A 21,927-nucleotide genomic window follows, 5' to 3' on the forward strand; every position below is an offset into this window, starting at 1 on the left:
ATGTGCTCCTAGCTCGAAAAGTACGGAGTATCAGGTGCCGGTGAGGTGTTCCGGTCGCACCGGGACACGAGGCAGCGCCAGCCCGGTGGCCGCGCGGATGGCCGCGACGATCGCCGGGGTGGACGAGATCGTCGGCGGTTCACCGACCCCGCGCAGACCATACGGCGCGTTGGGGTCGGGCCGTTCCAGGACGTCGATATCCATCGGCGGCATGTCCAGCACGGTCGGGATCAGGTAGTCGGTGAACGACGGGTTGCGGATCTTCCCGCCGTCGGTCTGGATCTCCTCCATCACCGCGAGCCCGAGCCCCTGCGCGGAGCCGCCCTGGATCTGGCCGAGCACAGCCTGCGGGTTGAGCGCTTTGCCGACGTCCTGCGCGCAGTCGAGCGCGACGACCTTGATCAGCCCGAGTTCGGTGTCGACGTCCACGACCGCGCGGTGTGCCGCGAAGCCGTACTGGACGTGCGCGTTCCCTTGCCCTGTCTCGGGATCGATGGGCGCGGTCGGACGGTGGCGCCATTCCACGGTCTCGTCGAAGACCTCGTCGCCGAGGACGTCGGCGAGGTCCGCGAGCACCCTGCCGTCGGCCGAGACGACCTTGTTCCCGACGACGTTCAGCTTCCCGTCGGCGGCGAGCCTGCCGGCAAGATGCTTGTGCAGCCCGGATCGCACCGCGGCGCACGCGGCCTGGACGGCCCCGCCGGTGACATAGCTCTGCCGGGAGGCCGATGTCGAACCGCCGTTGCCGATGGTGGTGTCCATCGGCAGGATCGTCACCTGCTCGATGCCGAGTTCGGTCCGCACGATCTGCTGCATGATCGTGACCAGACCCTGGCCGACCTCGCAGGCCGCGGTGTGCACGGTCGCCGCGGGTTCGCCGCCGACGAGTTGCAGCCGGACGCGGGCCGTCGAGTAGTCGTCGAAGCCCTCGGAGAAGCAGATGTTCTTGATGCCGACCGCGTACCCGACCCCGCGGACGACGCCTTCGCCGTGCGTGGTGTTGGAGACCCCGCCGGGCATGCGGCGCAGGTCGAGAGCCTTATCCTGGACAGGAAACGGTTTCGCGCGCAGGCGTTCCAGCAGTTCGGCGACCGGGGCGGCCGAGTCGACGATCTGACCGGTCGGCATGACGCTGCCTTCGGCCATCGCATTACGGATCCGGATGTCGACCGGGTCGACCCCGCACGCCTCGGCGAGCTTGTCCATCTGGGACTCGTAGGCGAAGGCCGCCTGTACCGCGCCGAAACCACGCATCGCACCGCAAGGCGGGTTGTTGGTGTACACCCCCCAGCAGTCGATCGAAGCACTGTCCACATTGTACGGACCGACGCCGAGGGTGGCGGCGTTCGCCACCACCGCGCCGGTGGACGAGGCGTACGCGCCCCCGTCCAGGTACAGCTTCGCCTGCACATAGACGAGTCGGCCGTCCTTGTCGGCCCCGTGCTCGTAGTACATCTTCGCCGGGTGGCGATGCACGTGTCCGTAGAAGGATTCCTCGCGGTTGTAGACCATCTTGACCGGTTTGCCGGTGTGCAGCGCCAGCAGACACGCGTGGACCTGGATGGAGAGGTCCTCGCGGCCACCGAACGCGCCGCCGACCCCGCCGAGCGTCAGCCGCACCTTGTCCTTGGGCAGCCCCAGCGCGGCGACGATCTGCTGCTGGTCGACGTGAAGCCACTGCGTGGCCACGTAAAGGTCGACACCGCCTTCGGTGTCCGGGATCGCCATGCCGGACTCAGGGCCGAGGAAGGCCTGATCCTGCATGCCGACCTCGTAGACCCCGGACACCACGACGTCGGCCTTCACCGACTGGTCGCCGTGCCGGATCTTCGCGTGGCGCACGACGTTCCCGCCGGGGTGCAGTTCGGCTCCCTCGCCGGCGGCGGCCTTCTCGGAATCCGTCACCGGCTCGAGGACATCATAAGAGACCTTGATCCGCTTCATCGCGCGGCGAGCGGTCTCGGGGTGGTCCGCGGCGACGAGTGCGACGGGCTCGCCCTGATAGCGCACGACGTCGACGGCGAGCACCGGCTGATCGGAGTGCTCCAGGCCGTACTTGTTCACACCGGGCACGTCTTCATGCGTCAAGACCGCGTAGACCCCTTGCACGGCAAGGGCTTCGGCGATGTCGACACCGGTGATCCGCGCGTACGGATGCGGGCTGCGCAGGGTCGCGCCCCACAGCATGTCCTCGTGCCACAGGTCCGAGGAGTAGGCGAATTCGCCGCGCACCTTGACCGTGCCGTCGGGCCGCCGCGGGCTCGCGCCCACTCCGTTGTCGGTCACGGTCGTCGTCTGTGTCGAGGTCATACCGTCTCCCTCAGCCGGGCACTGGCCACGGCCAGCTCGCGGGCGATCTCGTCTTCGGATTCCGCACGCGGCGACCCGCCGGTCACCACGGTCGCGCCGCCGACGAACAGCCGCTCGACCGGCGGGGTGGCGCCGAGCACCAAAGCCGCCACGGGGTCGGTGATCCCGGCGTAGTTCAAGCCGTTCAGGTCCCAGACAGCGAGGTCGGCGAGCTTGCCCGTCTCGATCGAGCCCAAGTCCTTCTCGCGGCCCAGGCAGCGCGCGCCGCCCATCGTGCCCATCCACAGCGCCTCGCGCGTGGTCAGCGCACGCGGTCCGCCGCGCTGGCGTGCCTGCAGCAGCGACTGGCGCAGTTCCTCGCCGAGGCCACCGGATTCGTTGGACGCGGCGCCGTCGACTCCCAGCCCGACCGCGACCCCGGCGTCGAGCAACTGCCGGACCGGGGCGATCCCGGCACCGATGCGCCCGTTCGACGTCGGGCAGTGTGCCGCGCCGGTGCCGGTGGCGCCCAGTCGCCGGATCGCTTCCGGGGCGAGGTGGATCGAGTGCGCGAGCCAGACGTCGTCGGCGAGCCAGCCGAGTTTGTCGGCGTACTCCGCGGGCGTGCAACCGACTTCGGCGAGGCACTGCTTCTCCTCGTCGGCCGTCTCGGCGAGGTGCGTGTGGAGCCGGACTCCCTTGCGGCGTGCCAGTTCGGCCGCGCCGGTCATCAGCCGCTCGCTCACCGAGAACGGCGAGCACGGGCCGGCCGCGATCTGCAGATGCGCGCCAGGGGAACTGTCGTGGAACCGGTCGATCGCGGCTTCGGTGCCGAGCAGCGCGGCCTCGGTCTCCTCGGCGAGGTTGTCCGGCGGAAGCCCGCCTTGCGACTCGCCCCGGTCCATCGAGCCGCGCACGACGTGCAACCGCACCCCGACGCGGATCCGGGCGGCGGCGAGGGCTTCGACCTGGTCGCCACCGTCACGCGGGAAGACGTAGTGGTGGTCGGCGACGGTGGTGCAGCCGGTGGTCGCGAGCCGCGTGAGGCCCGCCGTGGCGGCGGCGTGCGTGATCTCGGCGTCGAGTCTGCCCCAGATCGGGTACAGCGCGACCAGCCACTCGAAGAGAGTGTGGTCGGCGGCGAGGCCGCGCGTGGCCCACTGGTAGAGGTGGTGATGGGTGTTGACCAGACCGGGCGTGACCAGGCAGCCGGAGCCGTCGACGCGTTCGTCGTACTCGCCGTGGGGCGCCTTCCCGGCACCGACCGCCGCGATGCGGTCGTTCTCGATGACGACATGGCCCGAGGTGTGCTCGGTGCCCGCAGGATCGACGGTGGCGATCGCGACGTTCTCGATGACGGTCTTCACTTGGTCTCTCCCCTGGTCGCGGCCAACCGGACGGCGTCGAGGATTTTCTCGTATCCGGTACACCTGCAGAGGTTCCCCGCCAGCGCCTCGCGAATCTCCTCGTCGGCCGGGTTTTCGACGCGGTCGAGCAGATCGTGCGCGGCCACCACGAGGCCGGGCGTGCAGAAACCACACTGGACGGCTCCCGCGTCCACAAAGGACTGCTGGACTCGGTCCAGCCGATCCCCGTCCGCGAGCCCTTCGACCGTGCGGACTTCGCGGCCCTCGACCTGACCGGCCGCGACCAGGCACGAACACACCGGAACGTCGTCGAGGTACACCGTGCAGGAACCGCATTCGCCCTGCTCACAGGCGTTCTTCGAGCCCGGGAGACCGAGCCGTTCGCGGAGCACGTATAGCAGGCTCTCGCCCTCCCAGACGTCGTCGGCCTGGCGGGACTCACCGTTGATCGTCACATTCACGCGCACTCGCGTTCACCCTTCTGGAAGTCGTTCCACGCCCAGGTCAGCGTCCGCCGCGCCAGGACGGACAACGCGTGCTTGCGGTAGTCGGCGCTGCCACGGACGTCGTCGATCGGCGACGACGCCTCGGCGACCAGCTCGCCGAACCGGCGTTTGACCGAATCCGTGAGAGAAGCCTTGGTGGACCAGGGCAGTTCGGCGGTGAGGAACTCCTCGGCGGCGGTCGCGCGGCGCGGCGTCGGCGCCGCCGAACCGACGGCGGCGCGGATCTCGCGGGAGTCCAGGTGCAGTGCCAGCGCGAACGAGCAGACCGCGATGACCATCGCGTTGCGGGTTCCGACCTTGGCGAACTGCTGCGGGCCGACCGCGGCGGGCAGCCGCACCGCGGTGATCAGCTCGTCGGGTTCGAGGGCGTTGCGTTTGACCCCGAGGTAGAACTCCTCGGCCGGGATCCTCCGCGTGCCGCGCATCGACGCGACCTCGACCTCGGCGCCGAGGACGAGCAGCACCGGATGGGTGTCACCGGCCGGCGAAGCGGCGCCCAGGTTGCCGCCGACGGTGCCGCGGTTGCGGATCTGCGGCGAGCCGACGGTGCGCGAGGCCATGGCCAACGCGGGCAGAACTTCACCCAGCTCAGCGATCACCCGGACGTAGGGCACTGACGCGCCGAGGCGGATCTCGCCGTCGCTCTCGGTCCACTCGGCGAGTTCGGTGACGCGGTTGAGATCGAGCAGCGCGCCGGGGCGGCGGTGGTCGAAGTTGAGCTCCACCATGACGTCCGTACCGCCCGCGATGGGCACCGCGTCGGGTCGCTCGGCCTTGACGGCGAGCGCCTCGGTCAGCGAGCTGGGGCGCAGGAAATCCACTCTCGGGCTCCTCGGTTCGGCGGTGTTCTGTGACGGCTGCCTCAGTAGACGCCCTGCGCCCGTAGGGCGGCAACGGTGCCGAAGCATGAAATCTCCCCTGCCCGGCCGGGTCGTTTTGTGCTTTCCTACAAACCTGATGACGACCGTGAAGACTCTGCTCGCGTTACCCGGGCTGCGCTTGCGCGTCCGCGCCGGGACGGCTCTGCTCGACCGTCCGGTGTCCCGGATCTACGTCACCGAACTGCCCGACCCGGGGCGGTACGTGTCGGCGGGCGAATTCGTCCTGAGCGGGTTGCTGTGGTGGCGCGGTCCGGGTGATTCCGAGGCTTTCGTCGCCGCGCTGGCGAAGGCCGGGGCGGCGGCGCTCGCGGCTTCCGGAGCGGATTCCGACGGAATCCCCGTGGACCTCGTCGAAGCCTGCACGCGACACGGAATTCCGTTGCTGGAGGTGCCGGCGGACCTGTCGTTCTCCGTCGTCACCGAACGGGTGGTACTGGCGTTGGCCGCGGCCGCGGAAAGCGCCCGCAAACGTTTGCTTTCAGCGGCGACGGAAGACGCGTCGGTGGAAACACTGCTGGAGCGGGCACGCGAGGAGATCGGCCTCCCCTGCTGGGTGGTACCCGCCGGGACGCCGTCGGATCTGGTGCGGCGGTTCGTCGCCGCGGGCGGACGCTCCCTGGAGGCGGACGACGTCACCGTGCGGCCGATCGGCGGCAGGCACGCGGTGCCGTGGCTGCTCGCGATCGGCGGCGCGCTCACGGCCGCCCAGGCCGAGATCGCCGAGGAACTCGCCGGATTGATCGGGCTGGCGCGTACGCGAGCGGACCAGGTCCGCGCGGTCACCGACAGGGTGCTCGAACCGCTGCTCGCCGCCCTCGACGAGGGAAGCGATCCGCACGCGGCGCTGACCGCGACCGGGCTGCGCGGCGATCTGCGCGTCGTCGTCGCCCGCGCCGAGGGATCCGAAGCGGCACGCGGGATCCTGACCGAATTACTGCCTCCGGGCGCCCTCGTCGGGCCCGCGGGGGAAACGACCTGGGCCGTGGCCGAGGACGACGGCGAATGGCCGGAAGACTGGCCCGCGACGGTGACGACCACCCTGACAGGAGTCGCGTCACTGCTGCCGTGCCGCCGGGTGCTGATCGGAATCAGCGACCGTTCCCCGGTCTCCGTGCTGCGGGGCGCGAAAGAGGTCGCGCGCTACGCGCTGGCCGTCGCGGCGGAACGCCCCGGCACGATCGAAGTAATCCCCGGCGGCGAGATCGGCATGCACCGGCTGCTGCTGGCAGGCGCGCCCGACGATCTCCGGGCGGCGTTGCGGCGACGGGTGCTGGGCCCGCTGCTGAGTTACGACGCCGAACAGGGCACCGATCTGGTGCACACCTTGCGCGTCTTCCTCGAATGTTCCGGCTCCCCGACGCGGGCCGCGCGGGCGCTGCATATCCACGTCAACACCTTGCGGTACCGGATCGGCCGGGCCAGCGAACTGCTCGGCACCGACCTGACCGAGTTCACCGAACAGCTCGACGTCTATTTGGCCTTGTCGGCAGGGAGCTGAAATGGGCATCACCACGGCGAAAGAAGCCGCCTACGACCCGCGTGTCGTCGCCTTCGGGCGGATGATGGGCGCGGCGAACCGGCTCGAATACCTGCTCGGCCGCGCGCTGGAGGCCGAATGCGGGATCTCGCATCTGATGTTCGAAGTACTGCTGATCGTCGGCCGGTCGGGCGAGGCCGGGATGAGCATGCGCGCGATCGCGCAGGAGCAGGTGCTGACCACCGGTGGTGCGACCCGCCTGGTCGACCGGATGACGACGCTCGGCCTCGTCGTGCGCGCCAACGATCCCGAAGACCGCCGCGTGCAACTCGTCCGGCTGACGGGCAAGGGCGAGGAGACGACCGTGCGGGCCGCGCGGGTGCACGTCGAGAACATCCAGCGGCAGTTCCTCGACCCGCTGCCCGCCGATCACCGTGAACAGTTCACCCAGGACCTGCGGACGCTGAGCCATTCGGCACGTGACGCACTCCCCAAGCTCCGATAGGAATACCTGACTGCTCAGGCATCGTTGGAGCTCGACATGAGGCTCATCTATGTCTTCGACGCGTACTGCGGCTGGTCCTACGGCTTCGCCAGGACCATGGCCGACGTCGCGCACCGGCATCCGGACCTACCGGTCGAAGTGGTGTCCGGCGGCCTGTTCCTCGGCGGGCGCCGCGTACCGATCCGGCAATTCGGCTACGTCCAAGGAGCCAACGCCGAGATCACCCGCCTGACCGGCGCGCCGTTCGGGGAAAGTTACGAACGGCTCATCGCGGACGGCGACTTCGTCATGGACTCCGAGGCCGCCGCCCACGGGATGGCGGCGTTGCGCGAGGTCGCGCCGGACCGCGCGGTGCGGCTCGCGGCCTTGTTGCAGGAGGCCTTCTATCTCGATGGCCTGAGCCTGTCCGAGGTCTCGACCTATCGCGTGGTCGCGCAGCGGGCGGGACTGGACGGAGACGCCGTCGAGACCGCGCTGGACCGGGTTTCCGCGGCGGCCGATTTCCGGCGGGCGCGGGAATTGGGCGTCACCGGATACCCGACCCTGCTCGCCGCCTTGCCCACCGACGAGGGGGAACGGGTCGTGACGCTGGTCGCCGGAAACGCGAGCGCGGACGAGGCGGAGCGGCGGATCGGCGCGCTGGTTTCCTGAGGAATCAGTCGACTCTCGCCCGTTAAACTGGCGCCATGTCTACCTCCGCAGTGCTCCGGGCGGCGACGTCCGCGGACGCCGACGCCGTCGCGAAAATCTGGTACCACGGCTGGCAGGACGGCCACCTCGGCAACGTGCCCGACGAGCTCGTCCGCATCCGCACCCGCGAGTCGTTCTGGACCCGGGCGGCGCAACAGGTCGGCGACACGACCGTCGCCGTGATGGGTGGCGAGGTGGCGGGTTTCGTGATGGTCGTCGGCAACGAGGTCGAACAGGTCTACGTTTCGTCGGACCATCGCGGGAGTGGAGTGGCCGGCGTGCTGCTCGCGGAAGCCGAACGACTGGTGAGCACAGGCGGCCATTCGCGCGCTTGGCTCGCGGTGGTGCCCGGGAATGCCCGAGCGCGGCGGTTTTACGAGCGGTGCGGGTGGGTTGACGAGGGCGAGTTCGACAACCGCGTCCCCGGCCTGGATGGGCTGATTTCGGCGCCCTGTCGGCGTTACGTGAAGACGGTTGCTTGAATTTCGCAATTAGCCGACTAATTGCGTCGATCACCGTAGAGTACTGGGTCCCGTCCCAGCGATTCACCCTTCGGTGTTGTTCGTTCGATTTCGCTGTCGCTTAAAATTACGAACGCTTGTTCGATTGTTTTGCGGTATTCTTGAGGGGTGTCCGAGACCTTCCTTCCCGAGTTGCCGCAGGAGCTGTGGCACGCCGGCAAGCTGGAGCTTGCCCATGGCGTGCAACAGTCCTTGTAGGTGATCAGGATGGCCACCGCCGGACTGGGACAATTCCTGGCGGAGATCGAATCTCGTGGCGTCAAAGACTTGTACGGCTATGGCCGTACCGCGAACTGGTTCGCGGATATAGCGGGGTTGTCGGTTGGTGAGGCGGGTGCGGTGGTGAACCGGGCCATCGCCCTGAACCCGACGCGCGCTCTGGACGGCACCGAAGTTCCGCTGTCGCACCCGCCACCGCCGCTGTCGCCGCCGAAGGACAGGTCGGGAATGAGCGGATCGACCAGATCCTGGAAATTTTGAAGAAGCTTCCGGCCGATACCTCGGGTGAGGATCGGGCGAGTGCGGAGAAGATCCTCGCCACCCTCGCCCGCGACGCCGGACCCCGCCAACTCGCCGACGCCGAGCAGAACCTTCTCGCCTGGCTCGACCCAGACGGCAACGAACCGAAAGACCCCGAACCCGCCCAACCACGCCGCGAAATCACCCTGGAGCGCCGCAAAGACGGTTACTGGAAACTGACCGGTCTTCTCGACGACGAAACCGGTGCCCGCACCGCCGCCGCGCTCGAGGCCTACGCGCAACCACGCCCGGTGGACGAGTTCGGCCAAGCCGATCTCCGGATGAAATGCGAACGCATGGGCGACGCCTGGGTCGACATCCTCGACCTCGCGATCGCCTGCCCCGACCAACCCGGGACCAACGGCTACCGCACTCTGCTGCATGTCACCATCGGACTCGACGAACTCAAATCCGGTCTCAGGACTGCCTGCCTCGACTTCGTCGGGACCATGACCGCCCGCGAGGCCCGCCTTGCTGCCTGCGACTGCCTGATGCTGCCGGTCGTGATGAGCGCCGCCGGTGAACCCTTGGATGTGGGGCGGTTGCGACGGTTCGTCACCCCCGGCCAGAGACGAGCCCTCAACATTCGGGATGGCGGCTGCGCGTTCCCCGGCTGCCACCGGCGGCCGAAGAATTGCCACGCACACCATATTCAGCACTGGGCAGACGGAGGCCCCACCGATCTCCGGAATCTCGTGCTGCTGTGCGGTTTCCACCACCGGCTGATCCACCACGGTGATTGGCAAGTCCGGATGGCCACCGACGGGTTACCCGAGTTCATCCCACCCCAATACCGAGATCCGCTCCGAAAACCCCGCCGCAACACCCTCCACCGCACCCATACCTGACCCGCATGCCCGAGGAGCCCGCCAGCCACACCGGCGACGGGCCCCTCGGCATGCCCGGAGGACGACCGTGGGCCAAGGGAGCGTGTTCCAGCGGCCCTTGTTTAGGCACCTTCTCGTGATCTGCGGCGCCCTCATCTCACGACAGGATGCCGACTTGGAGATGGCGAGTCTCCCGGACGAGCCCCACCTCTGCCCGCTCGAAGTACGTGAAGGACCCCTTCCTTGTGCCCAGGCACAGGAAGGGGTCCTTCACGCGCTCAAGTTGTGACTGCCGGTACCGCTGAGCCTCGTGGGGATGTGCCCGTTCCGTGAAGGCCCCCTTGAGAGACCCAGAGTCCCTCAAGGGGCCCTTCACGGAACGACGATCCAGAGCCAACAAAACCCCCGACCGAAGCGACCCGCGTGACCGGACCGATCACGCACGACCGTGTGGATTTCGGGTCATCCAACGCACCAAAATCCACACGGTCCCGCATTGCCCGCATCGAGAGGACTAAATGCGGAACGACTGGACGCGGCCGCCCTGAAGGACACCGCACTAAACAGACTCCGGCCCCAGGTAAGCCAACGCCATCTCGGTCGTCTCACTCGCCCAAACGTCCCAGCTCAAGTCATCGGGCCAATACCGGCCACTGGCGGCCCGGTGCACACACGATCCGATGATCGTCCGGCTCACCATGCGGATCGCCCGCTGCCCGTCCGACCGGCGAATCTCCCCAAGACAAGGCTGAGCCGCGTCCACGAAATCGCGCTGGATAGTGGCCAGCGCTTGGAGACCACGTTCGCGTCCCTCGGCGCGCTGACTGTCGAGCAGTTCGGGGAAGATCCGGTCGTGCCGGGCGAAGGTCCGCGCCAAAGCCTGTGTGAACGCGCCCACGACACCGTTCAGTCCGGGCTCCGCGGAGCGAAGCGCTTCGCCGACACCAGCCTCCAACTGCCCGAGCAACTGATCCTTGACCGCGTACAGCAGCTGGTTCTTCCCCACGAACCGGCGATAGATCGTGCCCACCGACATCCCCGCCCGCTCGGCGACGGCCCCGACGGTGAACTCCTCGATGCCTTGGGCTGCCAGTACGTGCTCGGCCGCGGCCAGCACCTTCTGCAAGGACTCCCGGCTCCGGGCCTGCTGTGGCGGGCGGAAGCCCTGATCGACGGATGGCTGGCTCACCGGGCGCACGTTACCGCACCCAGATGCGAATGATAACTTTCGTTCGCATTTTCCCGACAAAGGAGGCAGCGCCATGGTGAGCATCGAGGTAGAGGGCGCCTACGTCGATTTCCCGATCTTCGACGCCAAGACCCGGTCACTCAAGAAACAGGTGCTCGGCAAGGTCGGCGGCAACATCGGCACCGACGCGAAGGTCCCGATCATCGAGGCCCTGCGGGATATCTCGCTGTCACTGAGCCACGGCGACCGAGTCGGCCTGATCGGGCACAACGGCGCCGGGAAGTCCACTCTGCTGCGGCTGCTGTCCGGCATCTACGAACCGACGCGGGGTAGCGCGCGGGTCGTCGGCAGGATCGCGCCGGTGTTCGACCTCGGCGTGGGGCTGGATCCCGAGGTCTCGGGCCACGAGAACATCCTGATCCGGGGCCTGTTCCTCGGCATGTCGCGCAAGGAGATGGCGAAACGGGTCGATGACATCGCCGAGTTCACCGAACTCGGCGATTACCTGAGCATGCCCCTGCGCACCTACTCCGCCGGCATGCGAGTGCGGCTCGCCCTCGGCGTGGTGACCACCATCGACCCCGAGATCCTCATCCTCGACGAGGGACTCGGCGCGATCGACGCCGCGTTCCTTGCCAAGGCCCGCGAACGGCTGGTCGACCTCGCCCGCCGCTCCGGGGTGCTGGTGTTCGCCTCGCACGCCGACGAGCTACTGCGCGAACTGTGCACCACTGCACTCTGGATGGACGAGGGCCGCATCCGGACCCGAGGTCCACTCGACGAAGTCCTCGCCGCGTATCACGAGGCGCGCCGCGCGTAACCGTCCAGCTCCGCCCGGGAGAACGAAAGCTCCCCCGCATCCAAGGCTCCGCAATCCAGCCCGCGCAACAGGAAGCTCGCCAGAGCCTGCGCGGTCGCCGGTTCGTCCAAGACCCCGCGCCCGGTCTGGTCCGCGTAGTCCCGCAACCGGCCCAGCGCCGCCGGGAAGCCCTCGCGGAAGAACGCGTAGGTGGCGGCGAACCGGGTCGGCAGCTGGTGCGGGTGCAGGTCCCAGCCCTGGTAGAAGCCGCGTTCCAGGGATCGCCGCACCAGTCGCAGATGCTCGCGCCAGGCGGGAAGGATCGCGTCGCCGACGGGCAGCTTGTTCGTCGAGCCATCCGAAAGGCGGACGCCGGTCCCCGCGGCCGAAACCTGCATGAGCTGCTTGGCGAAGTCGGCGGCCGGATGCTCCATGCTCTGGTACTCGGCGCTGATCCCGAGCCCGGCACTGTAGTCGTAGGTCCCGTAGTGCAGCCCCGAACAGCGCCCGCGCGCGGCTTCGATGATCCGCGGCACCGCCACCGTCCCGTCGAGGTCCACAATGGACTGCGCGGTCTCGATCTGGACCTCGAACCGCAGGGTGCCGTCGGACAGGCCGTACGCGGATTCGAGGCGCTCCAAGACATCCGCCGCCACTGCGACCTGTTCGACAGCGGTCACCTTCGGCAGCGTGACGACGAAGCCTTCGGGCAGCGGGCCGCTTTCCAGCAACCCGGCCAGAAAAAGGTCGAGTGTGCGGATGCCGCGACGGCGGGTCGCCTGTTCGAAGCTCTTGAACCGGATGCCGACGAACGGCGTTCCGCCCGTGACGGCGAGGGTCCGCCCCGCGGCGAGCGCGACGGCGTCCTCCTCGTCGTCGCCCGGTCTGCCGAGGCCGTCCTCGAAGTCGATCCGCAGATCCTCGATCGGCTCGGTGAGGAGTTTGGTCCGGACCCGGCCGGCGATGTCCGCGTCCAGACCCAGTTGATCGGCGTGCTCGCCGAAGACCCGCAGGGCCCGCTTGCCCCAGTCCGCCACGAGCCTCGTCTTGTACTGCGACGCCGGCACGTACACGGTGTGCACGGGCCGGCGGCCGGGCGGCTCACCGGGATACTTGGCCGCGACGCGCGCATCGGCCTCGGCCAGACGCGCGTCAGCGGCGGTGTAAACGTCCTCGGTGAGCCGCCCGTTCCCCATCTGTCTACTTGATCCGTTCGTAGGCGGGCAGGGTCAGGAAGTCCGGGAACTCGTCGGCGAGCGCGACCTGCTCGAACAGCTCGACGGCGGGCTCCAGCAGTTCCGGCTTGATCTCGGCGGCCAGTTCCTGACGGATTTCGGTCAAAACACCGCGCACCAGCTCTTCGGTGACCTTGTCTCCGGTGTCGAGCCGCGTGCCGTTGCGCACCCACTGCCACACCTGCGAACGCGAGATCTCCGCGGTCGCCGCGTCCTCCATCAGGTTGTGGATGGCCGCCGCGCCGTTCCCGCTCAGCCAGGAGGCGATGTAGCGGATGCCGACGTCGACGGCGGCACGCAGACCGGCCGCGGTGGCGCCACCCGGCGTCGAAGCCGCGTCGAGGAGCTGGTCGGCGGTGACGGACACCTCGTCGCGGGTGCGGTCGAGCTGGTTCGGCTTGTCGCCGAGGACCTTGTCGAACTCCTCGCGGCAGATGTCCACCATGCCGGGGTGCGCGACCCAGGAACCGTCGAAGCCGTCGCCCGCCTCGCGGCTCTTGTCGGCGCGGACCTTGTCGAGCGCGGCCGCGGTGACCTCCGGGTCCTTGCGGTTCGGGATGAACGCGGCCATGCCGCCGATCGCGAACGCGCCCCGCTTGTGGCAGGTGCGCACCAGAAGTTCGGTGTACGCGCGCATGAACGGCGCGGTCATGGTGACCGAGTTGCGGTCCGGCAGCACGAACTTCTCACCCGCGTCGCGGAAGTACTTGATGACGCTGAACAGGTAGTCCCAGCGGCCGGCGTTCAGGCCGGAGGCGTGCTCGCGCAGTTCGTAGAGGATCTCCTCCATCTCGAACGCGGCCGGGATGGTCTCGATCAGCACGGTCGCGCGGACGGTGCCGCGGGAGATGCCGAGTGTCTTCTCCGCGTGGGTGAAAACGTCGTTCCAGAGCCGCGCTTCGAGGTGGCTCTCCATCTTCGGCAGGTAGAAGTACGGGCCTTTGCCGCGGTTGAGCAGCTCCTGCGCGTTGTGGAAGAAGTACAGGCCGAAGTCGACCAGCGCGCCGACGGCCTGGCGTCCGGCGAAGGACAGGCCACGCTCGTCGAGGTGCCAGCCGCGCGGGCGGACGACGATGGTCGCGTGCTCGACATCGTCCTTCAGCGCGTAGCTCTTGCCGCCGCTCTCCAGCGTGATGGTCTCGCGAACCGCGTCGTACAGGTTGACCTGGCCGGAGACGACGTTCGCCCAGTGCGGCGTGTTGGCGTCCTCGAGGTCGGCGAGCCAGACCTTGGCACCGGAGTTCAGCGCGTTGATGGTCATCTTGCGGTCGGTCGGACCGGTGATCTCGACGCGGCGGTCGCGCAGCGCGGGCGGGGCCTCGGCCACCTTCCAGTCGCCCTCGCGGATCTCCTTGGTCTCGGGCAGGAAATCGAGTTTGCCGGTGGTCCTGGCCTCCTCCCGGCGCTTGCCCCTGGCCTGCAGCAGCTCGTCACGGCGGGCGGCGAAGGCCTCGTGCAGGCCGGCGAGGAAGGCGAGCGCCTCCGGCGTGAGGATTTCGTCCCCGCGCTCGACCGGATCGCCGAGCACCTGAGCTTCAGACATGAGCAACACCCCGAGTTCGGATAAACAGTGACATCCCTAATACAAGACGTCCCTACGGTTTTACCTGACGGACTATAGTTTCTGCATAGCGGAACATCAACGCGGACGTAAGGAGTACCACGGTGGCAGCGGAGAAGAACGGGCGCGACGGCGGCGTCCAGTCCCTTCAGCGGGCCTTCGAGCTCCTCGAACATCTCGCGGACACCGGCGGCGAGGCCAGCCTTTCGGAGCTGGCGACGCTGTCCGGACTGCCGATGCCGACCATCCACCGGCTGATCAGGACACTGGTGGACCTGGGCTACGTCCGGCAGAACACCAACCGCCGGTACGCGCTGGGCGCCCGGCTCATCCGGCTGGGTGAGAACGCCAGCATGCAGTTCGGCTCGTGGGCACGGCCGCTGCTCGCGGAACTGGTCGACGAGGTCGGCGAGACCGCGAACCTCGCGGTGCTGGAGCGGGACGAGGTCGTCTACGTCGCGCAGGTGCCGTCGAAGCACTCGATGCGGATGTTCACCGAGGTCGGACGGCGTCTCTTGCCGCACGGCACCGGCGTGGGGAAGGCGATGCTCGCGCATCTTCCCTCCGACGACGTCACGGCGCTGCTCGCCCGGACAGGCATGCCGTCCTACACCGAGCACACCTTCACCGACCAGGACGCGCTCCTGCGTGAGCTGGCGAAAATCGCCCAGCAGGGTTACGCGCTCGACGAAGCGGAGCAGGAACTGGGCGTCCGCTGCGTGGCCGTCGCGGTCCCGGGCGCGCCGGTGCCGGCGGCGGTCTCGGTGTCCGGGCCTTCGGGACGGCTCACGATGGAGGCCGTCGAGCGGATCGCGCCGGTCGTCCAGCGGATCGCGACCTCGCTCGGCTCGACCCTTTCGCGGGACGGGGTCACCGTTTGAGCCTGGTCTCCAAGCCGTCGAGCATCCTTTCCAGCCCGTAGCGGAACTTCTCGTCACGAAGCCGGACCGGATCGGTTTCGACGGCGGCCCTGGCGAGCATCTCCCGCTGGTGCGGGTGGTCCCGTGCCGCCTCCTCGACGGCGGGGCGCAGTCGCTGCGCCCACTCAGGTTCGCTCTGGCCGCTCTTCGCGACGGCCGTGAGCCAGGCCGCCTCGGTCGCCCCCATGCCGATGACGTACGAGATCACCGCGCTGATCGCCTGATCCGCCTCGTCGCCGGGGAATCCCGCGGCCACGAAGACGGCCAGCAGCCGCTCGTTGAGCCGCATGACGTTCGGCCCGAGGTACGACAGGCCGACCGAGCCGAGCAGTGAAGCGACCCACGGGTGCCGCAGGATCATCGCGCGGACGCTTTCCGCGCCCACGACGGCCGCTTCCCGCCACCGAGCCGGATCATCGCCGTCCGGCACGGTGATCTCGCCGTAGACCTCGTCGACGACCAGCTCGATCAGCTCGTCGCGATTCGCCACATGCCGGTAGAGCGAGGTCGCGCCCGCGTTCAGCGCGGTGCCGAGCCTGCGCATGCTCAGCGCGTCGACACCTTCGACATCCAGGAGCCGGACGGCCTCGGCGACGATCTGCGCCTGACTCAGCGCGGGCTGATCCCGCTTCCGTCGAGGACGGGTCCACACCGACTGGATCGGCTGTTCTTCCACGGACATGCCTCCACCCTAGCGCACGAAGTACCCCCTTGCGTACGGCGTTTCCATCTGCGTACAGTGTGCGCAACAACGGAACAACGTACGCAGACTCTTCTGGGGGTATCCCGATGAACGAATCGCCCACACGCGATCCACGCCGCTGGTGGATCCTGATCGTGCTGTGCCTGAGCACGCTCGTGCTGGTCGTGGACAACATGGTGCTGACGGTCGCCGTGCCGCCGCTGGCCGGAGACCTCGGGGCGAGCGCCCAGGACACGCAGTGGATCCTGGACTCCTACATCCTCGTGTTCGCGGGCCTGCTGCTCACCTCGGGCAGCCTCGGAGACCGGTTCGGGCGCCGGAAGGTGATGCTCATCGGGCTCGTCCTGTTCGGGGTGGCCTCACTCGTCGCCGCGTTCGCCGCGAACCCGCTCGAGCTGATCCTGTCGCGAGCGGTGATGGGTGTCGGCGGCGCGCTGATCATGCCGAGCACCCTGTCGATCCTCATCACCGTCTTCGACGAAGAGGAGCGCCGCAAGGCGATGGCGGCGTGGAGCGCGGTCGCGATGCTCGGCATGATCGGCGGCCCGGTACTGGGCGGCGTGCTGATCGCCTGGTTCTGGTGGGGCGCGGTGTTCCTGATCAACGTGCCGATCGTCGTCATCGCGGTGATCGCCGCGCTCACGCTGATGCCGGAATCCAAGGGCCCGTGGCAGAAACCGGACCCGCTCGGCGCGATCCTTTCCGCCACCGGCATGACGGCGCTGGTCTGGACGATCATCGAACTGCCCAAACACGGCATCACCGAGGCCGGAACCCTCGTCCCGCTGGCGATCGCGGTGGTGAGCCTGATCGGCTTCGTGCTCTGGGAGCGGCATACGCCTTCGCCGATGGTCCCGCTGAAGCTGTTCCGCAAGCGCAACTTCAGTGGCGGCAGCCTGTCGCTCACGCTCGTGCAGATCGGCAACGGCGGCCTGCTGCTGCTCCTGACCCAGTACCTGCAGTTCGTGCTCGGCTACACCCCGACCCAGGCTGGCCTGGCCTTCATCCCGATGGCCGTCGCGGCGCTGCTCTGCAACACCCTCGGCGCCACGCTGGGCCAGAAAATCGGCAACCGAGCGCTGACCACCGCCGGGATGATCGTGATGGCCGCCGGGTTCGGCATGCTCGCGACGCTGTCGGCGCACGAAGGCTTCCTGCTGCCGGCGGCCGCGCTCTTCCTGCTCGGCGCGGGCGGCGGATTGGCGATGCCGGCGGCGATCGCGGCACTGATGGGCGAGGTGCCGGAGGAGCAGGCCGGCGTCGGCTCCGCGCTCAACGACACCATCCAGCAACTGGGCGCCGCGCTCGGCATCGCGATCCTGGGCAGCGTCGTGTCGAGCCTGTTCACCGCGCAGATGCCCGAGTCCGCCCCGGCGCAGGCTCGGCTTTCGATCGGTGACGCCTTCGCCACCGGTGACGGCGGGCTCATCACCGCGGCCCGCGAGTCGTTCACCTCGGCGATGTCGACGACGTTCCTCGTGAGCGCCGTGGGCGTACTGGCCGCGGCGGTGGTCGCGTTCCTGGTGTTGCGGGACAAGAAGCCCGCCCCGGTTTCGACCGACGAGAACGTCCCTGTCACGGCCTGACGCGCGCCATGAACGGTCCGTTACTTGCAAATTTTGCAAGTAACGGACCGTTCATAGCGTTTCCGGGCTAGTTGCTGAGCAGGGCCTCGACGAACGCGCCCGGCTCGAACGGCGCCAGGTCGTCCGGCCCCTCGCCGAGACCGACCAGCTTGACCGGCACCCCGAGTTCGCGCTGCACCTGGAAGACGATGCCGCCCTTCGCCGTGCCGTCCAACTTGGTCAGCACGATGCCGGTGACGTCGATGACCTCCGAGAACACGCGGGCCTGCATCAGCCCGTTCTGCCCGGTGGTGGCGTCGAGCACCAGCAGCACCTCGTCGACCTTCGCCTGCTTCTCGACGACTCGCTTGACCTTGCCCAGCTCGTCCATCAGACCGGTCTTGGTGTGCAGACGGCCGGCGGTGTCGACCAGGACGGCGTCCACGCCCGCCTCGATGCCGCGTTTGACGGCGTCGAACGCGACCGCCGCCGGGTCCGCGCCTTCCTTGCCGCGGACGACCTCCGCGCCCACGCGCTCGGCCCACGTCTGCAACTGGTCCGCCGCGGCGGCGCGGAAGGTGTCGGCCGCGCCGAGCACCACGGTGCTCCCCTGCGCGACGAGCACCCTGGCGAGTTTGCCGGTGGTGGTGGTCTTGCCGGTGCCGTTGACCCCGGCGACCAGCACGACGGCGGGCTGCTTCACGCCGTCGACAAGGTGCGGCAGCGCGCGGACGGCCCGGACCGCGTCGGTCGACAGGGCGGAGGTCAGCACCTCCTGCAACACCGCGCGCGCTTCCTCGGAGGTCCGCACGGCGCGACGCTTCAGCTCGCCACGAAGGCGCTCGACGATCTCGGTGGTCGTCGCGGCACCCAGGTCCGCCATGAGCAGCGTGTCTTCGACGTCCTGCCAGGAGTCCTCGTCCAGGTCACCGGCGCCCAGCAGGCCGAGCAGGCTCTGCCCGAACATCGAACGGGACTTGCCCAGTCTGCCGCGCAGGCGCTCCAGGCGTCCGGTGGCCGGGGCGATCTCGTCGGCGGGCGCGGGAGCGGGCGCCGCCTCTTCGGCCGGTTCGGGAAGTTCGACGTCGCGCACCGTGCGCTGCGCGGAATCCCTCGGCACCGAGGCGTCGTCGCCGACGGCGGGCTGGCCGTCGGCCTCCGGGCGATCCTCGACCGGATGCCCGGGTTCCTCGGCTTCTTCGGTCTTCTCACCACCGGGGACGAGCGCGATCCCGCCTGTCGCGGCATAGCCGCCGCCCTTCGGCTTCTCGACGACATCGGCAGCCTTGGACTCGTCCAGGCTGATCCGGCGGCGGCGCGCGATGAACAGCCCGGCCACCAGAACGGCGACCAGGACCACGACGGCAACGACAACGATCCAGAACCAGGGGGTACTCGACACGGCGCCATCCTCGCATCCGCATACCGTCGCGTTCAGACGCCCCACGGGAAGCGAGCCGATCTTGTCAAGCACCCACTGGATAGGACTCATTTCGGACAAGAAGAAACAGTGTTGCTTGCGCGGCCTCCGGATCGAGGGCTAGACCACCCGAATGACGGTTTTCTCCGGCACTGGGGTCCGGGTGATCGGACTCATCTCCGGCACGTCGATCGACGGGATCGACGTGGCGGCCGCCGAACTGCGCGCCGACGGGGATACCGTGGTGCTCTCCCCGCTCGGCGGGCTCGAAGTCCCGTATCCCGAAACGCTCCGCGACGCCTTGCTCGACGCCCTGCCGCCGAATCCCTGTAGCGCCGAACAGCTCACGAAACTCGACACCCTGGTGGGCCAGGCCTTCGGCGAGGCCGCCGCGCGTGGCGTCGAGGAATTGGCCGGCGGTACCGCGGACGTCGTCGCCTCGCTGGGCCAGACGGTGTTCCACTGGGTCGAGGACGGCACCGCCCGCGGCACGCTGCAACTGGGGAATCCGGCGTGGATCGCCGAGCGCACCGGACTGCCGGTGGTGGCCGACCTGCGCGTCCGCGACGTCGCCGCCGGCGGGCACGGCGCACCGCTCGCCAGCACGCTGGACGCGTTGTGGTTACGGGAAATGACCGCTTCCGGCCCGGTCGCGGCACTGAACATCGGCGGGATCGCGAACATCACCGTGGTCCCCGCGAGCGGTGCCGTGCTTGCCTACGACACCGGCCCCGGCAACGCGTTGATGGACATCGCCGCGCACCGCGTCACCGGACTGCGTGCCGACATCGGCGGGGCACTCGCCCTGCGCGGGAACGTACGGCCCGATCTGCTGGCGAAACTCCTGCTCGACCCGTATTACGCGGCCGCGCCGCCGAAGTCCACCGGTAAGGAATTGTTCCACGCCGCGTATCTCGACGCGGCGCTCGACGGTCTTCCGCCGGTCGGCGCGGAAGACCTGCTGGCGACGCTGACCGAACTGACCGCGGTGACGATCGCCGCGGAATGCCGTCGCCACCGGGTCGCCACGGTGATCGTCTCCGGCGGCGGCGCCGACAACCCGGCCCTGATGGCCTCGCTCGCCAGGAATCTGCCGGGGGCGGCGCTGAAAACCAGCGACGACCACGGGCTACCACGTGCGGGCAAAGAGGCATACCTGACCATTCTGCTGGGCTGGCTGACCTGGTCCGGTGTCCCCGGGAACCTCCCGTCGGCGACCGGTGCCCGCGGCGACCGGCTGCTCGGCAGCATCACCCCGGGTGCGGGGCCCCTGCGGCTCCCCGCCCCGCATACCTCAACCGTGACCCGGCTACGGGTAGCGGCGACGACCGGCGAGCGATAGGAGATACGGATGCGCGCACTTGACCTCGCGATCATCGGGCTTTTTCTGGTCGGGATGCCCCTGCTGGGCATCTGGATCGGCGGCAAACAGAAATCCGGCTCCGACTACTTCGTCGGCGAAGGCAAGATCTCGTGGTGGGTGGCTTGCCTCTCGGTGGTCTCCGCGGAGACGTCCACCCTCACCGTGCTCTCCGTGCCGACCGTGGCCTACATCGCCACCCCGGGTGAAGGCGGGATGACGTACCTGGCGCTGGCGGTCGGCTACATCGCCGGCCGGATCGTGGTGTCGATGGTGCTGTTGCCCCGCTACGTGGCAGGCAACCTCGTCACCGCGTACGCCTTCCTGGGCAAACGGTTCGGCAACGGGCTGCAGGGCACCGCGTCGGTGACCTTCCTGCTCACCCGCACACTGGCCGACGGTATCCGGCTGTTCGCCACCGCGATCCCGATCAAGGTGGTGCTCGCCGCCTACGGTTTGAGCGTCTCGTACTGGACCATCGTCATCGGACTCGGTATCGCGATGGTGGTCTACAGCTTCTTCGGCGGGGTCCGCGCGGTCGTCTGGGTCGACGCGATCCAAATGCTCTGGTACATCCTCGGCGCGGTCGTGGTGATCTGGGCGATCTCCAGCAGGCTGCCGGACGGCTGGTTCGGAAAAGCCGTCGACGCGAACAAGTTCCAGATCTTCGACTTCTCCTCGAACATGCTCACCGGGCAGTACGCGTTCTTCACCGCGTTGATCGGTGGCGCCGTGCTCTCGATGGCCTCGCACGGCTCGGACCAGCTGATCGTGCAGCGCCTCCAGGCCACCAACGACCTGCGTGCCGCGCGGAAGGCCTTGGTCGCCAGTGGTTTCGTGGTGTTCATCCAGTTCGCGCTGTTCCTGTTCATCGGCGTGCTGCTGTGGGCGCTCTACAACGGCCTGGCCCCGACGAAGCCGAAGCCGGAAGGTCTCGGGCTGGCCAACAAGGACGAACTGTTCGCGAACTTCATCGTGAACGACCTGCCGAGCGGCCTGTCCGGTTTCGTGATCGCCGGGATCCTCGCCGCCGCACTGAGTTCTTCGCTCGGCGCGCTGGCCTCCTCGACGGTGACCGACGTCTACGAACGGGTGATCGGCAGGCAGCTGCCGGAAGCCGACCGGCTGAAGCACGGCCGGATCTGGACGATCGTCTGGGCGGGCGCGCTGATCCTGTGCGCGGGCTTCTTCGCCTCCTCCAACAAGACCTCGGCCGACCCGATCGTGGTGCAGGCGCTCGGCATCACCGGGTACACCTACGGCGCGTTGCTCGGCGCGTTCCTGCTGGGCCTGCTGTTCAAACGGGCGAGGCAGGTGGACGCGATCGTGGCGTTCGCGTCGACGGTGATCGTGATGGCCTTCATCATCTTGGGCGTGAAATTCAACAAACCGGACGGCAGTCTGATCGGGGTCGACTTCGGCAAGTCGTCGGGGAACACGGTGGCGCTGGCATGGCCCTGGTACACGTTGTGCGGCGTGGTGATCACGCTCGTGGTGGGCGGGTTGCTGTCGCTGCGGCACGGGAGTGTGGATCCGCTGGCGGAGCCGGACGTGAAGGAGTCGACACCGGTTTAACCCCCTTTCGAACGCTAG

At 68.5% G+C, this 21,927-nt stretch carries 18 protein-coding genes and 1 pseudogene; 10 read left to right on the forward strand and 9 right to left on the reverse strand.

Annotated elements, in window-relative coordinates:
• Positions 1 to 30: 30 nt before the first annotated feature.
• From pucD to ACZ6DT_RS31985, 4 genes are read right to left on the reverse strand one after another with little or no spacing between them, the layout of a single operon-like run.
• Positions 31 to 2,310 carry a xanthine dehydrogenase subunit D gene (gene pucD, locus ACZ6DT_RS31970; protein WP_465602294.1) on the reverse strand — a complete coding sequence of 760 codons (2,280 nt, stop codon included), beginning with the start codon at positions 2,308 to 2,310 and terminating at the stop codon, positions 31 to 33.
• Complete coding sequence (locus tag ACZ6DT_RS31975; RefSeq protein WP_465602295.1) at positions 2,307 to 3,656, reverse strand: 8-oxoguanine deaminase; 1,350 nt, start codon at positions 3,654 to 3,656, stop codon at positions 2,307 to 2,309. Before ACZ6DT_RS31975 ends, pucD begins: the two co-directional genes overlap by 4 nt.
• Complete coding sequence (locus tag ACZ6DT_RS31980) at positions 3,653 to 4,123, reverse strand: (2Fe-2S)-binding protein (protein WP_465602297.1); 471 nt, start codon at positions 4,121 to 4,123, stop codon at positions 3,653 to 3,655. Before ACZ6DT_RS31980 ends, ACZ6DT_RS31975 begins: the two co-directional genes overlap by 4 nt.
• A complete protein-coding gene (locus tag ACZ6DT_RS31985) occupies positions 4,114 to 4,983 on the reverse strand; it encodes an FAD binding domain-containing protein (protein ID WP_465602299.1) in 870 nt (289 codons plus the stop codon). The genes ACZ6DT_RS31980 and ACZ6DT_RS31985 overlap by 10 nt, the downstream gene beginning before the upstream one ends.
• Before the next feature lie 136 nt (positions 4,984 to 5,119).
• Here ACZ6DT_RS31985 and ACZ6DT_RS31990 point away from each other — a divergent pair, with 136 nt between their 5' ends.
• From ACZ6DT_RS31990 to ACZ6DT_RS32010, 5 genes and pseudogenes are all read left to right on the forward strand, one after another.
• On the forward strand, positions 5,120 to 6,541 hold the full coding sequence (locus ACZ6DT_RS31990) for a PucR family transcriptional regulator (RefSeq protein ID WP_465602301.1): 1,422 nt from the start codon (positions 5,120 to 5,122) through the stop codon (positions 6,539 to 6,541).
• Position 6,542: 1 nt separating this feature from the next.
• Positions 6,543 to 7,025 (forward strand): MarR family winged helix-turn-helix transcriptional regulator, encoded by a 483-nt coding sequence (locus ACZ6DT_RS31995; protein WP_125786544.1) that lies wholly within the window; start codon positions 6,543 to 6,545, stop codon positions 7,023 to 7,025.
• 36 nt (positions 7,026 to 7,061) lie between these two features.
• The gene (locus tag ACZ6DT_RS32000; protein WP_465602303.1) at positions 7,062 to 7,676 is read left to right on the forward strand and encodes a DsbA family protein; all 615 of its coding nucleotides are present in this window, start codon (positions 7,062 to 7,064) and stop codon (positions 7,674 to 7,676) included.
• 35 nt (positions 7,677 to 7,711) lie between these two features.
• On the forward strand, positions 7,712 to 8,197 hold the full coding sequence (locus ACZ6DT_RS32005) for a GNAT family N-acetyltransferase (protein WP_465602304.1): 486 nt from the start codon (positions 7,712 to 7,714) through the stop codon (positions 8,195 to 8,197).
• 147 nt (positions 8,198 to 8,344) lie between these two features.
• A pseudogene (locus ACZ6DT_RS32010) lies at positions 8,345 to 9,603 on the forward strand (HNH endonuclease signature motif containing protein).
• A 538-nt stretch (positions 9,604 to 10,141) separates the two neighbouring features.
• On the opposite strand, the gene ACZ6DT_RS32015 reads toward ACZ6DT_RS32010, so the two are convergent.
• Positions 10,142 to 10,771: a TetR/AcrR family transcriptional regulator gene (locus tag ACZ6DT_RS32015; RefSeq protein WP_465602306.1), complete on the reverse strand. Its 630-nt coding sequence runs from the start codon at positions 10,769 to 10,771 to the stop codon at positions 10,142 to 10,144.
• Between the two features lie 73 nt (positions 10,772 to 10,844).
• On the opposite strand from ACZ6DT_RS32015, the gene wzt reads away from it, so the two are divergent.
• Positions 10,845 to 11,591 (forward strand): galactan export ABC transporter ATP-binding subunit Wzt/RfbE, encoded by a 747-nt coding sequence (gene wzt, locus ACZ6DT_RS32020; RefSeq protein WP_465602308.1) that lies wholly within the window; start codon positions 10,845 to 10,847, stop codon positions 11,589 to 11,591.
• Here wzt and ACZ6DT_RS32025 read toward each other — a convergent pair.
• Both ACZ6DT_RS32025 and aceB read right to left on the reverse strand, forming a co-directional pair.
• A complete protein-coding gene (locus ACZ6DT_RS32025; protein WP_465602310.1) occupies positions 11,570 to 12,766 on the reverse strand; it encodes a DUF6986 family protein in 1,197 nt (398 codons plus the stop codon). The genes wzt and ACZ6DT_RS32025 overlap by 22 nt on opposite strands.
• Before the next feature lie 4 nt (positions 12,767 to 12,770).
• Complete coding sequence (gene aceB / locus ACZ6DT_RS32030) at positions 12,771 to 14,348, reverse strand: malate synthase A (RefSeq protein WP_465602312.1); 1,578 nt, start codon at positions 14,346 to 14,348, stop codon at positions 12,771 to 12,773.
• Between the two features lie 122 nt (positions 14,349 to 14,470).
• Here aceB and ACZ6DT_RS32035 point away from each other — a divergent pair, with 122 nt between their 5' ends.
• The gene (locus tag ACZ6DT_RS32035) at positions 14,471 to 15,247 is read left to right on the forward strand and encodes an IclR family transcriptional regulator (RefSeq protein WP_007031313.1); all 777 of its coding nucleotides are present in this window, start codon (positions 14,471 to 14,473) and stop codon (positions 15,245 to 15,247) included.
• Here the strand turns inward: ACZ6DT_RS32035 and ACZ6DT_RS32040 are convergent.
• The gene (locus tag ACZ6DT_RS32040) at positions 15,237 to 15,968 is read right to left on the reverse strand and encodes a TetR/AcrR family transcriptional regulator (RefSeq protein WP_465602314.1); all 732 of its coding nucleotides are present in this window, start codon (positions 15,966 to 15,968) and stop codon (positions 15,237 to 15,239) included. The genes ACZ6DT_RS32035 and ACZ6DT_RS32040 overlap by 11 nt on opposite strands.
• 107 nt (positions 15,969 to 16,075) lie before the next feature.
• On the opposite strand from ACZ6DT_RS32040, the gene ACZ6DT_RS32045 reads away from it, so the two are divergent.
• On the forward strand, positions 16,076 to 17,575 hold the full coding sequence (locus tag ACZ6DT_RS32045) for an MFS transporter (protein WP_465602316.1): 1,500 nt from the start codon (positions 16,076 to 16,078) through the stop codon (positions 17,573 to 17,575).
• A 67-nt stretch (positions 17,576 to 17,642) separates the two neighbouring features.
• Here ACZ6DT_RS32045 and ftsY read toward each other — a convergent pair whose 3' ends face one another.
• Entirely contained in the window at positions 17,643 to 18,956 is a 1,314-nt protein-coding gene (gene ftsY / locus ACZ6DT_RS32050) for a signal recognition particle-docking protein FtsY (protein WP_465602318.1), read from the reverse strand.
• Positions 18,957 to 19,107: 151 nt separating this feature from the next.
• On the opposite strand from ftsY, the gene ACZ6DT_RS32055 reads away from it, so the two are divergent.
• Entirely contained in the window at positions 19,108 to 20,316 is a 1,209-nt protein-coding gene (locus ACZ6DT_RS32055; RefSeq protein WP_465602320.1) for an anhydro-N-acetylmuramic acid kinase, read from the forward strand.
• A 9-nt stretch (positions 20,317 to 20,325) separates the two neighbouring features.
• Positions 20,326 to 21,909, forward strand: coding sequence for a sodium:solute symporter (locus ACZ6DT_RS32060; RefSeq protein WP_465602322.1), 1,584 nt, complete (start codon positions 20,326 to 20,328; stop codon positions 21,907 to 21,909).
• The last annotated feature ends 18 nt before the right edge of the window (positions 21,910 to 21,927 follow it).

This window comes from Amycolatopsis sp. NPDC041971, assembly GCF_055588925.1.